Origin of the sequence: Coleofasciculus sp. FACHB-712 (assembly GCF_014695635.1) — a bacterium.
Lineage (GTDB): Bacteria > Cyanobacteriota > Cyanobacteriia > Cyanobacteriales > FACHB-T130 > FACHB-T130.
The window spans coordinates 22,582-37,591 of sequence record NZ_JACJOQ010000545.1 but is presented as its reverse complement, the minus strand read 5'-3'; the positions used below and the strand labels follow the sequence as shown (position 1 = coordinate 37,591).

17 protein-coding genes and 1 pseudogene are annotated in these 15,010 nt (G+C 47.3%); 14 read left to right on the top strand and 4 right to left on the bottom strand.

Going from position 1 to position 15,010, the window contains the following annotated elements; all coding sequences use genetic code 11:
• Nucleotides 1-264, top strand: a pseudogene (locus tag H6F50_RS19205) (NAD(P)/FAD-dependent oxidoreductase); the annotation flags it as partial.
• 125 nt (nt 265-389) lie between these two features.
• Here the strand turns inward: H6F50_RS19205 and H6F50_RS19200 are convergent.
• Nucleotides 390-1,163 (bottom strand): SDR family oxidoreductase, encoded by a 774-nt coding sequence (locus H6F50_RS19200; RefSeq protein WP_190429931.1) that lies wholly within the window; start codon nt 1,161-1,163, stop codon nt 390-392.
• Between the two features lie 173 nt (nt 1,164-1,336).
• Nucleotides 1,337-2,164: a nuclear transport factor 2 family protein gene (locus tag H6F50_RS19195; protein ID WP_190429933.1), complete on the bottom strand. Its 828-nt coding sequence runs from the start codon at nt 2,162-2,164 to the stop codon at nt 1,337-1,339.
• Nucleotides 2,165-2,311: 147 nt separating this feature from the next.
• Between H6F50_RS19195 and murG the strand changes: the two genes are divergently transcribed.
• The 13 genes from murG (at nt 2,312) to H6F50_RS19130 (ending at nt 13,139) form a co-directional block, all read left to right on the top strand.
• Entirely contained in the window at nt 2,312-3,370 is a 1,059-nt protein-coding gene (gene murG / locus H6F50_RS19190) for an undecaprenyldiphospho-muramoylpentapeptide beta-N-acetylglucosaminyltransferase (RefSeq protein WP_190429930.1), read from the top strand.
• Between the two features lie 147 nt (nt 3,371-3,517).
• Entirely contained in the window at nt 3,518-3,868 is a 351-nt protein-coding gene (locus H6F50_RS19185; protein ID WP_190429929.1) for an S-layer protein, read from the top strand.
• 138 nt (nt 3,869-4,006) lie between these two features.
• The gene (locus H6F50_RS19180) at nt 4,007-4,522 is read left to right on the top strand and encodes a DUF29 family protein (protein ID WP_190429928.1); all 516 of its coding nucleotides are present in this window, start codon (nt 4,007-4,009) and stop codon (nt 4,520-4,522) included.
• Between the two features lie 173 nt (nt 4,523-4,695).
• Nucleotides 4,696-5,655 carry an RluA family pseudouridine synthase gene (locus H6F50_RS19175; protein WP_190429927.1) on the top strand — a complete coding sequence of 320 codons (960 nt, stop codon included), beginning with the start codon at nt 4,696-4,698 and terminating at the stop codon, nt 5,653-5,655.
• Between the two features lie 556 nt (nt 5,656-6,211).
• Nucleotides 6,212-6,730: a phycocyanin subunit beta gene (locus H6F50_RS19170; RefSeq protein WP_190429926.1), complete on the top strand. Its 519-nt coding sequence runs from the start codon at nt 6,212-6,214 to the stop codon at nt 6,728-6,730.
• A gap of 92 nt (nt 6,731-6,822) precedes the next feature.
• Entirely contained in the window at nt 6,823-7,311 is a 489-nt protein-coding gene (gene cpcA / locus H6F50_RS19165) for a phycocyanin subunit alpha (RefSeq protein WP_190411797.1), read from the top strand.
• 132 nt (nt 7,312-7,443) lie between these two features.
• Entirely contained in the window at nt 7,444-8,319 is an 876-nt protein-coding gene (locus tag H6F50_RS19160; protein WP_190429925.1) for a phycobilisome linker polypeptide, read from the top strand.
• Nucleotides 8,320-8,384: 65 nt separating this feature from the next.
• Complete coding sequence (locus H6F50_RS19155) at nt 8,385-8,762, top strand: phycobilisome linker polypeptide (RefSeq protein WP_242029111.1); 378 nt, start codon at nt 8,385-8,387, stop codon at nt 8,760-8,762.
• A 68-nt stretch (nt 8,763-8,830) separates the two neighbouring features.
• Nucleotides 8,831-9,703, top strand: a complete 873-nt coding sequence (locus tag H6F50_RS19150) for a HEAT repeat domain-containing protein (protein WP_190429924.1) — start codon at nt 8,831-8,833, stop codon at nt 9,701-9,703.
• A gap of 246 nt (nt 9,704-9,949) precedes the next feature.
• Nucleotides 9,950-10,552 carry a HEAT repeat domain-containing protein gene (locus tag H6F50_RS19145; protein WP_190429923.1) on the top strand — a complete coding sequence of 201 codons (603 nt, stop codon included), beginning with the start codon at nt 9,950-9,952 and terminating at the stop codon, nt 10,550-10,552.
• Nucleotides 10,553-10,645: 93 nt separating this feature from the next.
• Nucleotides 10,646-11,479 carry a phycobilisome rod-core linker polypeptide gene (locus H6F50_RS19140; protein WP_190429922.1) on the top strand — a complete coding sequence of 278 codons (834 nt, stop codon included), beginning with the start codon at nt 10,646-10,648 and terminating at the stop codon, nt 11,477-11,479.
• 71 nt (nt 11,480-11,550) lie between these two features.
• Nucleotides 11,551-12,297, top strand: a complete 747-nt coding sequence (locus H6F50_RS19135) for a phycobilisome rod-core linker polypeptide (protein ID WP_190429921.1) — start codon at nt 11,551-11,553, stop codon at nt 12,295-12,297.
• An 80-nt stretch (nt 12,298-12,377) separates the two neighbouring features.
• Nucleotides 12,378-13,139: a phycobilisome rod-core linker polypeptide gene (locus tag H6F50_RS19130; RefSeq protein WP_190429920.1), complete on the top strand. Its 762-nt coding sequence runs from the start codon at nt 12,378-12,380 to the stop codon at nt 13,137-13,139.
• 256 nt (nt 13,140-13,395) lie between these two features.
• Here the strand turns inward: H6F50_RS19130 and H6F50_RS19125 are convergent, their stop codons facing one another.
• Nucleotides 13,396-13,842: an NADAR domain-containing protein gene (locus H6F50_RS19125; RefSeq protein WP_190429919.1), complete on the bottom strand. Its 447-nt coding sequence runs from the start codon at nt 13,840-13,842 to the stop codon at nt 13,396-13,398.
• A gap of 71 nt (nt 13,843-13,913) precedes the next feature.
• Entirely contained in the window at nt 13,914-14,975 is a 1,062-nt protein-coding gene (locus tag H6F50_RS19120; protein ID WP_190411789.1) for a DUF3365 domain-containing protein, read from the bottom strand.
• Between the last annotated feature and the right edge of the window lie 35 nt (nt 14,976-15,010).

Here is a 15,010-nt window from a genome sequence, read left to right as displayed (position 1 = left end):
GGGCGAAATGCTGCGGTAGTCGATTTGGGTTATGTGAAGTTTTCCGGTTTGCTCGCTTGGCTCACTTGGGTATTTGTTCACATCTACTTCTTAATTGAGTTTGATAATAAACTTATCGTCATGCTCCAGTGGGGTTGGAACTATTGGACTCGCAAACGTGGGGCAAGATTGATTACCGGCGACGAGGTAATTGGAAAGGTGGGAGTTGACGCTAACGGCGATTATTACGTGCCCCTGAAGAGTAAAGAAACGGTGGAAGTGTAGCTGAAATCGCTTAAAGGCAAAGGTTCGCAGAGGAAATCGCCAAGGTTCGCCAAGACGTATTTTTTTTCTGCCAACCTTTGCATCAACCTTTGTATACCTTTGCGTTTAAAAAGACGAAATTAACCTTAAATTCGTCGATGAACTTGGGTAGCAGTGGCTTGATCGGTGGGGACTAAAAGTAATTCGCTGATATTAACGTGAGCAGGTCTAGTGACACAGAAAAATATTACATCTGCGATATCTTCTGGTGTTAAAGGTGTTAAACCTTGGTAAACTTTTTGAGCGCGATCGCTATCTCCATGAAATCGCACTTGACTAAATTCCGTTTCTACTAGTCCAGGATCTACAGAAGTCACTCGCACAGGTGTTCCTAAAAGGTCTTGCTTTAAACCTTCGGAAATAGATTTCACAGCGGCTTTAGAAGCACAGTAAACATTGCCACCAGGATAGGTTTGATGACCGGCAATGGAGCCAAGATTCACCACATGACCTTTACCCCGCTTTACCATTCCTGGCACTAAATAGCGGGTGCAATAAAGTAAGCCTTTAATATTGGTATCGATCATTTCTTCCCAGTCTTGAATGCTGCCTTCGTGGAGTTTATTTAACCCCCGGCTAAGACCAGCATTGTTAATTAAGATATCGACCTCAGCCCAAGCATCTGGCAGAGAAGAAAAGGCGGATTCAACAGAAGCGCGATCGCGTACATCTAGTGCTAGTAGATGCAACTGGCAAGAAAATTCTTTGCTAAGTTCATCTGCGAGTTCCTGCAACCGCTCTTGGCGTCGAGCCACTAAGATCAGTTTGGCACCCGCTTGGGCAAACATCTTGGCACAAGCAGCACCAATTCCACTACTCGCGCCAGTAATTACAACGATTTTGTCTTTGATGGAAATCATTTGCTTTAACTAAATTCTATAGCAATCTAAGTAATTCGTAAAATCCTCTTTTATTCGCGTTTTTTTCAGTATGTAAAAATATTCCTTGCCAATTAAACAAAGTCGCTACAAATTCTGAAGATTGAGTTCTGAATTTTCAATTAAATTAAAAACTCAAAACTCAAAACTCAAAACTATTTGGAAGGGCGACCGCCTTCTACAACCCGCAGGCGCTGAGTAACGGTTGTCATGCCTTGTTCGCGGATTACAACCGTTGATACCCAATAATTCCCTTTTGTCAGGGGAGCGCGACCTACCTTAAAAATTCCACCCGATGACAGTAACTCCAGATCCACCGGCGCGGGTTTGGCAAAGCGATCGCCCCGCACGGGTTCTTCCACTGCTGCTCCCAACATCAAATCGTCGCCTAGGGGTTCTTGGACCACTGCATCAAGGCTATAGGATTGACCAATACGCACCTCTTCCGGTAATTTCATGTCCACCGTGGGAGGCTTTACGCCTGCGGTCGTCTGAGTGCGTTCTCCCAGAATCTCCTGCTGGACAATTTTTTGACCTTGAAAGCGCTGACGCGATCGCAAGGCGGACTCAAACTTCATATTTTTGCCATCGATTCGCTGGGTGCCAGTAATCTGAGTTACCGTCTCCGCAACAAGGGCATCGCCTTCCTTTTCCCAAGATTTGAGTTCTGTACGATAATTCAGGTTTGGGTAGCGCTTCCAGAGTTGAGTTAAAGTCTGTTGCAGGCTCTGACGATTTAAGCCATCAGAATGGGTAAAATTCTGGCTATAGAACTGCATCACCGCATTGACATCCTGACGATTGGCAGCTGCATCAATTTGCGTGAGAGAATTTTTTAGCTCGGCGGGTGCTGTTTCTGGACTCGCTGCTCGAACAGTGTTTGGATGAAGCAGGGACGTAAAAATTATAAAGGCAAAAATTTTCGACTTTTGCTTGATGAGAGACTGGAACAAGCTGACAGACGGAGTTATCTGGTTACGCATCACAGACGTGTTTGAATAATTGGATAAAGAAAACCGTGTCGAGCAACAGACGTGCTAAAGAGTAGAAATCCTGGATGCTCTATTGGCTAATTTATAACTGATTTTTAATCTTATCCGAGCCAGGACAGCCAGTAGGAGATAGAAACTTTGGCAAATGAACCGAAACGATTGTTAATTGCAGCGAGTGGTACTGGGGGACATTTATTTCCCGCGATCGCGCTAGCCGAGAAACTGCCAGACTATGAAATTGAGTGGTTGGGTGTCCCGAACCGCCTAGAAACCCAGTTAGTTCCGGCTCAATATCCCCTCAACACCATTGAGGTGGAAGGGTTTCAACAAGGGTTTGGACTGGGGACATTGGGCATTCTGCTGCGACTGACGGGTTCCATCCGGCAGGTACGCCAGCTACTTAAAGACAAGAATTTTCAGGGTGTATTCAGCACAGGGGGTTACATTGCTGCACCGGCGATTATTGCCGCGCGGTCTATTGGAATCCCGGTGATTATGCACGAATCCAATGCCCTCCCCGGCAAAGTGACTCGCTGGTTGAGTCCGTGGTGTAATAGCGTGGCGCTGGGGTTTGAATATGGAGCCCATTACCTACCCCGCGCTGGAACCGCCTACACAGGCACCCCAGTTCGCGCCCAGTTTCGCACCCCCCAAAAGCTGGAGTTGCCGATTCCTGAAGATGTCCCCTTGATTGCAGTCGTCGGTGGCTCTCAGGGCGCTGTTGCCGTTAATCAAATCGTCCGCGAGTGCGCCCCCGCGTGGTTGAATGCCGGTGCCTGGATTGTCCATCTGACGGGCGATAATGACCCTGATGCCCAAAGTTTCCAGCATCCTCAGTATCTTTCCATGCCGTTTTATGACAATATGGCGGCACTTTTGCAACGGACGAACCTGGCAATTAGCCGCGCTGGCGCTGGGACATTAACTGAACTTGCGGTTACGCAAACCCCAGCGATTCTCATTCCCTACCCTTTCGCCGCCGAAGATCATCAAGTCTACAATGGGGCAATTTTTAACTCAGCAGGCGCTGGTTTGGTATTCCGGCAGTCAGAGCTGACGCCTCATTTACTAGAAAGTAAGGTATTAAATTTATTGCAGTCGCCCGAACAGCTACAACAAATGGCTCAAAAAGCTGCTACGCTAGCAGTCCCTGACAGTGCCGAACGTTTAGCCGATCTTGTGCGCCGAACGCTGTAACCAAGAGGCTTTCGATCGCAAAGCCTTCGGATGAGATATTAGGATTTATCCACAAATTGGAACAGCCAATGTAACGCCAGTAATTGTTAGTTTTGAGGAGGGGCAACTTTAAGAGAAAGTTGCCCGTACAGTTGTTCCTCGCAAACCATGAAACTCAAAATCGCAACAGCTATACTCCTTGCCACTATTGGCTTCGTGGCTCCAGCTAAGGCGCAAGATCCCGAACCGATCGCCCCAACAACGCCCTCATCTCCAGCGCAACCAACTTCAGATCCAGTTTTGGAAGCCTGTGCCCAAGACCAAGCCGATACTTTACCCAATCCTTTCTCAGATGTGCCGTCAAATCACTGGGCATTCAAAGCGGTTCTAAGTATGTATTATTGTGGCGCTTATCGAGGGTCAAGTTCACCTGAGAGGGTTAAACCATTTCTGCAACAACAGATTCCTCAACAAAGCAGTAATCTGCCTGAAACCAAAGTGGAAGTTCCTCGAACTTAGGAGGATTTTGTGTATAAGTAAGGATGCGATCGCTCTCAGAAAAGTGCCGAGAGCGATCGCATCCTTCTGATAGTCAATAGCCTAGTCTATACCCGCGTACCACATAATTTTGCGATGTAAAAGTGAGGTCAGTTGACAATGACTCAAGAACTCACCGACTTAAAAGCTTCCATTCTGGAAGGAAGATACGAAGATGCTTTGTCCCTGGTGGATGATTTGGAAGGGATGAGTAAAAAAGCTATTTTGCAGAATATTGAGAGCTTTCTCAGTAGAATGCTGGTTCACTTGATAAAGAATCAAATTGAGCAGCGTTTAACTAATTCTTGGGCAGTTTCTATTCGAGATTTGCTTCTAAAGATTCAAGCTTTGAATATTAAAGAAAATAGAACTTCCTTCTATATTAACCAGAATGAATGGAAATCTTATCTAGAAAATTCTTTTGAAGATGCTATATTCGCGGCAAGTGTGGAAGTTTTGAATGAGAATTATACCCCATTTCAACTACAAGATATGGTAAGCAGAACGGAGATAATTGTCGCAGCAAATAAACTTCTAAGCTTGACCTATTCCAATTCAGCCAAGGCATTGCGCGACATTATTAGTGAGGAATTGAGTAAATTACCAGGCGCGGAAGAGTGGAAATTAGGAAAATAAAGTAAATTTGTTTCGGCTAGGATGCAGTAATTACACTGCTACTCTTAAGAAACAAGTCTTCCCACTCGTACTAAAATGCGATCGCGCCGCCCTCACTAACCTTTGTTCCTGTTTCTCTTCCTCCGCGTCCTCTGCGTCCTCTGCGGTTCGTTTCCAACTTAAACAGTGAATTCGTGAATTCCCCCCATTCAATCTCTCTCGAAGTTCAAGAAACAGGCAGTCGCATTGACCGCTATCTTTCCCAACAACTACCAGATTTATCCCGTTCGCGCATCCAGAAACTAATTGAAGACGGCAACGTGCTACTGAACGGCACCGTCTGCACGTCGAAGAAAGCAACCATGCAAATGGGCGATCGCCTATCTTTAACGATTCCAGAAGTGCGATCGCTAGACCTGCAACCAGAAGAAATCCCTTTAGATGTTCTTTATGAAGATGATTCCCTAATTATCATCAACAAACCAGCAGGTTTAGTCGTTCATCCAGCCGCAGGACACGAAGCAGGCACTCTCGTCAACGCTCTTTTAGCCCACTGTCCTCTCGCGGAAATTGGCGGGGTGCAACGTCCGGGAATTGTCCATCGTCTTGACAAGGATACGACGGGGGCAATGGTTGTTGCTAAAACCGACCAAGCCCACCAACACCTGCAAGCTCAACTAAAAGCTAAAACCGCACGTCGGGAATATCTGGGCGTCGTCTACGGTTCTCCCCGCGCTGAGGGCGGCACGATTGACCAGCCTATCGGTCGTCATTCGGGCGATCGCAAAAAAATGGCTGTCGTACCTGTAGAGAAGGGGGGACGAGCGGCGATGACTCACTGGCGGGTGCAGGAACGCCTGGGAAACCACACGTTGATGCTTTTCCAACTCGAAACAGGTCGCACCCACCAAATTCGCGTTCACAGTGCCTACATCGGTTATCCAATTGTGGGAGATCCCGTTTACAGTTCCGGTCACTCTGTCGGGGTCAATCTTCCCGGTCAAGCGCTCCATGCTTGGCGGCTTCGATTGCAACATCCAGTAACCGGGGAGTTGATAGAAGCGATCGCACCCCTACCCTCAGCATTTGTAAAGCTTCTCGATGTGCTGCGAAGACGAATTGCTGCCACTAATCCACAATCGATAGACCGATAAGGCTTTATATATTTACATAAAACTACATAATTACATTTAGTTCCAAAAAACCCCTAACCCTTGCCGAGAAACTTTTTAAACAAATATTAAAAAACCATAAAAACAAAAACCTTGGCTTTTTTGAGTATAAATACTTGGAGAATTGTAACGAAGTATGTGGGAAATAAAATCCAAGACCCTTGGAAGGGTAAGGATTTGAGCTTTTATTCATGGCTCTTGAGATTGCTTAATAAATCTTAAAAAACAAAGCTGCGAAGGCGTTGTATAAAAATAACCGGAGGGATCAATAACAGACAAAAGTTAAACAAGACACGGATTTATCAAGGTTGCAAATCTCTCATAAAAGCACGGACTTTTCTCATATTTCTGTGAAAACCAATTTGTTGCAGGTAAAGTAACAGAAGGGATGGGAGAGCGACTTAAAAAGCGTGTTGGACTTATGTCTGGGCTTGACCAATCCAAGAGCTGATTCAATAGATTGAAGTAGCTCTGCTTGACAAATATCGACGTTTTAAAAAACCACACTCATCCAAATCAGTAGTAGGAGATTGAGTTCATGTTAGATGCATTCGCCAAGGTTGTTTCTCAGGCTGATGCCCGCGGTGAATTCTTGAGCACCGAGCAGCTCGATGCCCTGACCAATGTTGTCAAGGATGGCAGCAAGCGTTTGGATACCGTTAACCGCATCACCAGCAATGCTTCCAGCATTGTTGCCAACGCCGCTCGTGCTTTGTTTGAAGAGCAGCCTCAACTGATTCAACCAGGTGGAAACGCATACACCAACCGTCGTATGGCAGCTTGCCTCCGCGACATGGAAATCATCCTGCGCTACGTTACCTATGCCACAATTGCTGGTGATTCTAGCGTGTTGGACGATCGCTGCTTGAACGGTCTACGCGAAACCTACCAAGCTCTAGGCGTTCCTGGTGGTTCTGTTGCTGCTGGCGTCCAAAAGATGAAAGAAGCTGCGGTCAAAATCGCTAATGACCCCACTGGCATCACCAAGGGCGACTGTAGCCAACTGATGTCTGAAGTAGCTAGCTACTTCGATCGTGCCTCATCTGCTGTTGCTTAAGAACAACTAGCAAGCTTGCTGTTGGATAGACGCGAACATTCGCGTTGTTTAGTCGAAAACTTTGCAAACACTTTTAGGGAGATACCTCAACAATGAAGACCCCGATTACTGAAGCCATCGGCGCAGCCGATACCCAAGGTCGTTTCTTAGGCAACACCGAACTGACTGCTGTTAACGGTCGCTTTGAGCGTGCCGCTGCCAGCATGGAAGCTGCCCGTGCATTGACCCAAAAGGCTCAGCAACTGATTGATGGTGCTGCTCAAGCCGTGTACCAAAAGTTCCCATACACCACCCAGATGCAGGGGCCTCAGTATGCTTCTGACTCTCGTGGTAAATCCAAGTGTGCCCGTGACATCGGTCACTATCTGCGGATGGTTACCTACTGTCTAGTTGCTGGTGGTACAGGTCCAATGGACGAGTACCTGATTGCCGGTTTGGATGAAATCAACCGCACATTCGAGCTGTCCAACAGCTGGTACGTAGAAGCCCTCAAGAACATCAAGGCCAATCATGGTCTGACTGGTCAAGCTGCTAACGAAGCCAACACCTACATCGACTACGCCATTAACGCCCTGAGCTAGTATTCAGGTGCGGTGCCCGGAAGAATCAGCGAGTGTTGGCGTGCTTGCTAGCAGTTGCTAATTTTTCCGGGCATTGTTTTTCTCAATTTGAGTATAAAAATCTTAAAAAGTTGTTGCGTTGGGAGAGCAAGAATGGCCGGTTTAGTGGCGTCGAATTTAGCAGCAGCAGGCCGCCTAGGTCTTTCTGCATTTGATGAAACACGGGTGGAACTGCGGCCTGACTGGACAGAGGACGATCTGCAAGCGGTAATCCGCGCGGTTTACCGTCAGGTACTAGGCAACGATTACATCATGAAGTCGGAACGCCTAACCTATGCTGAATCGCAGCTTCGGCAAGGAAATATAACGGTAAGAGATTTTGTCCGCGCGATCGCTAAGTCAGATCTATACAAAAACAAGTTTTTCTTTCGCAATTCCAATACCCGCTTGATCGAACTCAACTACAAGCATTTGCTAGGGCGGGCACCTTACGCAGAGGATGAGATAAACTCCCACCTCAATATCTATGAGGAACAGGGGTACGACGCAGAAATCGATTCCTACATCGACAGCGTTGAGTATGAAGCCAACTTCGGAAACAACGTTGTCCCTTATTATCGTGGATTTATGGTAGAGCCGGGAGTGAGAACGACCGGCTTTACTCGTATGTTCCGCCTGTATCGGGGTTATGCGAATAGCGATCGCTCCCAAGTTGGAGGAAAAACTCCCCGACTGATGGGCGAATTGAGCCGAAATGAGGCTTCTACAATTTTCCAACCCTCTGGCAGTTCTTCGTCCTGGAGATCGGCAGCGATTCCTCAAAACGCGGCCCCCAGAAAAGCCCTCGGCGGTACTAAGGAACAAAGCGGACGGGTTTATCGCATTGAAGTGTCTGGAATTCTCAGCCCAGGCTACCCGAAAGTCCGTCGCAGTAGCAACGCCTTCCTAGTGCCCTACGAGCAGCTGTCCCAAAAACTACAGCAAATTACGAAACAGGGCGGCAAAATTGTCAGCGTTACACCCGCTTAAGGTGAGCAAATTCTAAGTGTCATCGCACTTAGTCTTTTTTGAATGAGTCTTTTTTGACAATGGTGATGGCACCAACTATCAAGTTTCATGTCATCACCCCCTCAACTGTTTTCAACCCAATTACAGGAGCTATTTCAACGATGTTTGGACAAACTGCACTTGGGAGCGGTACTTTGGGTGACGCTGCCAATCGGGTATTTCGCTACGAAGTCGAAGGTTTACGTCAGACTTACGAATCTGACAAACTCAGCTATCCCATTCGCCGTAGTGGCAGTTTCTATATCACAGTGCCCTACAGCCGCATGAATGAAGAAATGCAGCGGATTAACCGCATGGGTGGCAGAATCGTCAACATTCAGCCCTTAACTCTGGATGGAGACAGCGAAGCTAAAAGCCAAGCGACAACAGCCCATCAAAATCATGACGCTGAAGGCAAGCGCTAAGCCGATTCAGCTTACCCAGAAAGCCCATTCAGCCATGATCGTAAAAGCCAAGTCATTGCACTCCTACGATGCGATCGCCTAATCCCGATCGATATTCTGAATCAGACTCACCGTCCGGAAATCCACCGGGTAGCGAACCGCTAACGGTGGAGCAGGCAATTGCCAATCTCCGCCATGAAGATTTAAGTCTCCGCTACTATGCTGCCTGGTGGCTGGGTAAATTCCGCGTGCGCGAGTCTGCTGCTGTAGAAGCTCTGATTACAGCTTTGGAGGATGAATCGGATCGGACAGAGCTAGGTGGATACCCCCTCCGTCGCAATGCCGCACGAGCGCTAGGGAAACTAAGCGATCGCCGAGCCGTTCCAGGGCTGATTCGTTGTTTGCGCTGCTCCGACTTCTATGTTCGAGAAGCCGCAGCTCAGTCTTTGGGAATGCTAGGCGATCGCACCTGCATTCCGGAACTGATGCAACTGCTAGAAGGGGGTGTGGCAGCCGCTCTGCCAGTACCAGGGCGACCCCATCTGACACAACCCTATGAAGCAGTGCTGGAAGCCTTAGGAGCACTTCAAGCGGCGGAAGCAACTGCTCAGATTCAACCGTTTCTGGAGCATCCTGTCGCGCGGGTGCAATATGCAGCAGCGCGGGCAATGTACCAGTTAACGGAAGATTCCGTTTATGGGGAACGCTTGGTTCAAGCATTGGAAGGCAGCGATCTGCAACTGCGCCGCATCGTATTATCAGACTTGGGTGCGATTGGTTATCTGCCAGCAGCGGAAGCGATCGCCAGTGCTGCCACCGAAAATAGCTTCAAACTCATTGCCCTCAAAGGGCTGCTGGAACACGTACAGGCGCGAGCGATCGCGTCTTTACACCCAGATGAACCGAATTCGCTATCTGCTGACGCCATCAGGGTGATGACCCTGATGGATGCTTTGTTATAGTCAATTGTCGTTTTCTAATGGCTAATCGCAAGTAGCAAATGGCAATTAACAACTAGCAATCAGTAAGTAGGTAGACATAACTTAAACAGCACGTAGCCTATAGGTAGGGTGGGCACTGCCCACCCATTGCACGGCACGGGTGGCAGTTCCCACCCTACTGCTTCGTTTATTTATGCTCAGATACTTAACAAATGGCAATTGACAATTCGCATTCGCCATTGACCACCGAGCGCCGATGATGGACTAATGACTGATTCGCCCCAAGAACTGATTCGTGCCATTGAACAGGCAGATTCCCCCGGACGCTTGGTGGCGTCAGTCCGAGCCTTAGCTGCTGCTCGTCTAGAAGTTGGGATTCCGACCCTGATCGCCGTCTTAGGTTACAACAACCCAGGAGCGGCAGTAGCAGCAGTAGAAGGGCTGATTCAGTTAGGGGAAATTGCCGTACAACCCTTGCTGGAGAAACTGGACGCCTATGACTACGGTGCCAGGGCTTATGCGATTCGTGCCCTAGCCGGAATCGCCGATCCTCGCGCTTTAGACATCTTAGTAGAGGCAGCAGTCACCGACTTCGCGCCCAGCGTTCGCCGCGCTGCTGCGAAAGGGCTGGGAAACCTCCGCTGGCACACATTGAATGCCGAACAGATTCAAAGCGCGATCGCTAGGGCATTAGAAACCCTGCTGCTCATTTCTCAAGACCAGGACTGGGCGATTCGCTACGCCGCTGTCGTCGGCTTGCAAGCACTCTCCACTCAGTTGGAAGTCCGCCCGTCCATCCAAAAGCGATTAGCGGAAATGGCTTTAGATAATGACCCAGCAGTTCGTGCCAGAGTTCAGCTGGCTCACTAGTCATTAGTGATGAGTCCTTAGCAAAGGCCCATTCGTCTTTTATTCATGGACTCATCACTAACAGCTAACAACTAACAACTAACAACAAAAAATATGCCAATTCCACTTCTTGAAATTACACCAACCACGCAGAATCAGCGTGTAGAAGGGTACGAAGTACCTGATGAGGACGACGCACAGATTTATCGATTGACAGATGCAACCTCAGACACGGCAATTAATGACTTGATCTGGGCTGCCTACCGGCAAATCATCAGCGAACATTTAATTTTAGAAAGCTACCGCCAACCTTTTCTAGAATCTCAACTGCGGAATCGAGCCATATCCGTGCGCGAGTTTATTCGAGGATTGGGCAAGTCCGATGTTTATCGGCAGTTGGTGGCAGACACGAACTCCAACTACCGCTTAGTTGACATCACTTTCAAGCGGTTTCTGGGACGCGCTACCTATGGCAAAGACGAGCAAATTGCTTGGTCAATTGTAATTGCTTCCAAGGGATTGCATGGCTTTATCGATGCCGTTGTTGATAGCGAAGAATACCGCCAGAACTTCGGCGATGAGATTGTACCTTATCAGCGCCGCCGGTTTAACGAGCGACCCTTTAACTTGGTCAACCCCCGGTACAGTGATTACTGGCGCGGTCGCATGATGGGTCTAGATACTCGGAGTTACTTCCAAGTGGGGGGTCAAAACGGAACGGGTAAAACCTCGGTTCGTCAAGCAATTCCAAACAACTTCTTGGAAATGGCTCGGAGTATTGCCCCTAGCGAAGTCAACTACCAGCGCACCAGAGATCGGGTACTCTCTCAAATTAAAAACATGGAGATTCCCGACACGAGGAGCAAAGCTGCCAACTTGCAACCTGCTGTAGGTCGCACCGACGTAGCCCTTCCTTACCGCTACCTTTATCCAACGCCCAAAGCCTAAAGGCTAATAGCTAATTGTTCATGGTTCATGGCAATTAGCAATCCAACAAGATAGGAACTAACAATTTACCTATGTCAATCCCTTTGCTTTCATACAAACCCAGTTCGCAGAACCAGCGAGTATCGGGTTACGAAGTGCCGAACGAAGATACTCCCCGGAGTTATCGCCTTGAAAACTGCATTGACAATAGCGACCTTGAAGAATTAATCTGGGCAGCCTACCGTCAGGTTTTCAGCGAACACGAAATCCTCAATTCTTTTCGTCAAGTTGACCTAGAATCTCAAGTGAAGAACCGCGCCATTACTGTGCGCGACTTCATCCGAGGTTTGGCGAAGACTGAGGGATTTTACCGCTTGGTTGTTGAGAAAAACTCCAACTATCGAGTCGTCGAAGTTTGCCTCAAACGGATCTTGGGCAGGGCACCCTACAACAAAGACGAAGAAATCGCCTGGTCAATTAAGATTGCCACTAAGGGACTGAGCGGCTTCATTGATGCCCTAGTCGATAGTGAGGAGTATCAGTCTAACTTTGGCGACAGTACGGTGCCTTATCAGCGTCGTCGCTACAAAGATCGACCCTTTAACTTGGTGACGCCTAGCTACGCCGATTACTGGCGCGATAAGGAAGAAAGTGCACGCTACAAATGGGGCAATGTGCAAAACTTTTTGGATATGGCACGGGCAATCAACCCAAGACCTGTCACCAATACTGTTACCGTTAACACGGCTAACATCAAAATTCCCGACATGACACGGGATAATACAGCGCAAGAGACACGAGTCTCGATTAACTCGCAAGTAAGTTTTCCTCTCCGGTAGCACGGGGATTCCATCGACCAGAGGATACCCCGATGCTGGAAAATAGGAAGTCTCAACCACTTTATAAGGGAGATTTTTAAATGGCACTGCCATTACTTGAATACAAACCAACCACCCAAAACCAACGAGTTAAGAGCTTTGGAAAAGCGGATCTTAACGAAGATACCCCATACATCTATCGCGTGGAAGATGCCAATTCACCGATAGAAATGGAGCAGCTGATTTGGGCGGCTTATCGCCAAGTCTTCAGCGAGCATGAAATCCTCAGATTCAACCGTCAGATTACCCTAGAATCTCAGCTGAAAAATGCGACGATTACAGTAAGGGAATTTATTGCTGGTCTGGCGAAGTCAGAGGCATTTTACCGTGTGGTTGTCTCGGTCAATAACAACTATCGCCTTGTAAACATTTGTCTCAAGCGTTTTTTAGGTCGGGAGCCTTACAACAAAGCCGAAGAAATCGCTTGGTCGATTAAAATTGCCACTTTGGGCTTCAGCGGTTTTGTTGATGCCTTGGTGAACAGCCAAGAATATACCGACAACTTTGGGGACTTCACCGTACCCTACCAGCGCAAGCGGATGGAACAGCGTCCTTTTAACCTGGTGACGCCTCGCTATGGCGAAGACTTCCGCGAAAGTGCTGGCACAGTCAAGACCGATTGGCGCTTTACTGTGGAGAAGTTCTACAGCCGCAAGAACCAAGAACGGCAACTTCCCGAAGGCGATCCCCGCCGGTTCCGCGAGGTTGCGGCGTCGCTCAGTACCAAGCGCAACTACCCACAACGGGTCTCTGCGTTTGACATTGACTACCTCAGCCGAGTGCCCGTGCGTGGCAACCGCTAAGGGATAAAGTGCTAGTTTCCTAGACTGCTTGCACTTCTGATAAAACTAAACTGTGGCTCTGATTCCTGCTCTCAATACAGCTAGATAATGTCCTATAAAGACATCTAGTCGTTAGAGTGAGCGGTCATCAGAGCCACAAACTTTTTGGGTGCATACGGCATAGGCGATCGCTTACTCACACCTCATCTGGATTAATCCCCATTGAGCGCAATCTCTCTGCTAATTGCTCTGCTCTAGCTTGAGCCGATTCTTTCTGTTATTGCTGGTTGCTAAGGCGTAGTATCTCTCGCACTTCTACTAAAATTTGCCCCAACATATTCTTGCCACTACCATCAGCACCGCAACCCCAATAATAATCACCAGGTGCATTTTCAACAATTAACTCATCGCCTGTAGAAAGTAATTCTTCGCGAATGTCGGCATGAGTCTCAAATTTGCGTAGCACGGCTTTTCGCATAATGTCATCTTTTACCTGTTCCCAATCGGGACGCAGGGGCCGCGATCGCTCTCGTCCCATTCTCGCCGCATCCTTCGGTGTCTTTACCTGGCGAATTTGGTCAGCGTGAGGCGTTCCAACAAACTTTTGCGCTTGAAAATAATGTTCGCTGGTAGGCCAATAAAACCCATCTAATTCAAAGCCGTGAGGCGAAAAATTAGAGAAACAACCATATTTTTCGCGGGTACTGTAAAAGTAAATAGTCATTGGAAAAAGTGTAAATTTTAGCTGAGTAAAGACTAAATGCTAAGCTGCTACACAAGATAGGAAATTTAAATTTATGTATCGGATTCTTTGGATCTTTTCCTTAGATGTTTAGCCTTTTTCTGCAATTCCTGAAAATAGTCCGACTCTGTAATTTCAGCTACCTGACGCGCTGCTTTGGCTTCATCAATCTCGATCCGGAGTTCCTGTAACTGTTGTTTCAGGCGTTGTTCGCGGGCGTAAATTTCACGCGCCATGCTCTCGAAAACCCGCCCCATCTGTCCCAATTCATCGGCACGACGGGCAACATCTTTTAAACTTTCTAAATCGAATTCCTCAACTTTATCGGAAGTTGTACCAGCAGTAATTTTTTGAGCCAGCTTAGCCATGAGTTTAACTGGCTGAACAACAGTTCGTTTTAATAAGTAATTAATTATAAGCACGGCAAAAGTAAAAATGCCGAGAAAAATTCCGATAATTAGGAAAAAAGAACGGTTGGCTCTCTCAAAAACTTGCTCGGCGGGGACATAGATGACTTGAGCACCAATAATTTCATTTAATTGCCAACCAAAACCGTTTTTACTGCCATAGGTTTTTATCAAATTCTTCGGCGCTGCGGCTGGAGTCGAATGGCAGCGGAGACAACTCTCTTGTTCAATCGCAATCGGTAAAGCTTTATAAAATACTTGCTTGCCAAATAAAGAGCGAAAACCTGAGATTTCTTTCGTTTCTGGTTCGTTGCGAAAGCGGTTTACAATTTTGTCTTCAAAGTTATCTGTTTTATCTAGCAAATTTGTAGGATTCAGAGTAGCATCTTTGTAGAATAAATCTTTATATTCTCCTTTCTGGCGTAAACCTTCAAAAACTTCTCTTACAGAAAAGCTAGGAATTGTTTCAGGAATAAATTCTGGTTGAGCTTCTGCACTCTGCGCTAAGAGAGGACTAATCTGAGTATTTGTATAGTCTCTCAGTGAGTTCATTGTCTCCATGAGAACTACACCTTTAGAGATAATTTCATTTTCGGCTCTGTGCTGAAGTGCCTTAGACAAAGCAATCCCACTAACAACAATCCCAAAGATAAAAACTAGCGATAGAAGTAAGGTGAATTTGGTACCCAGCTTGAATTTATTCAACATGATTATTTTCCTGTTTTATCACAATGAGCGCCCAG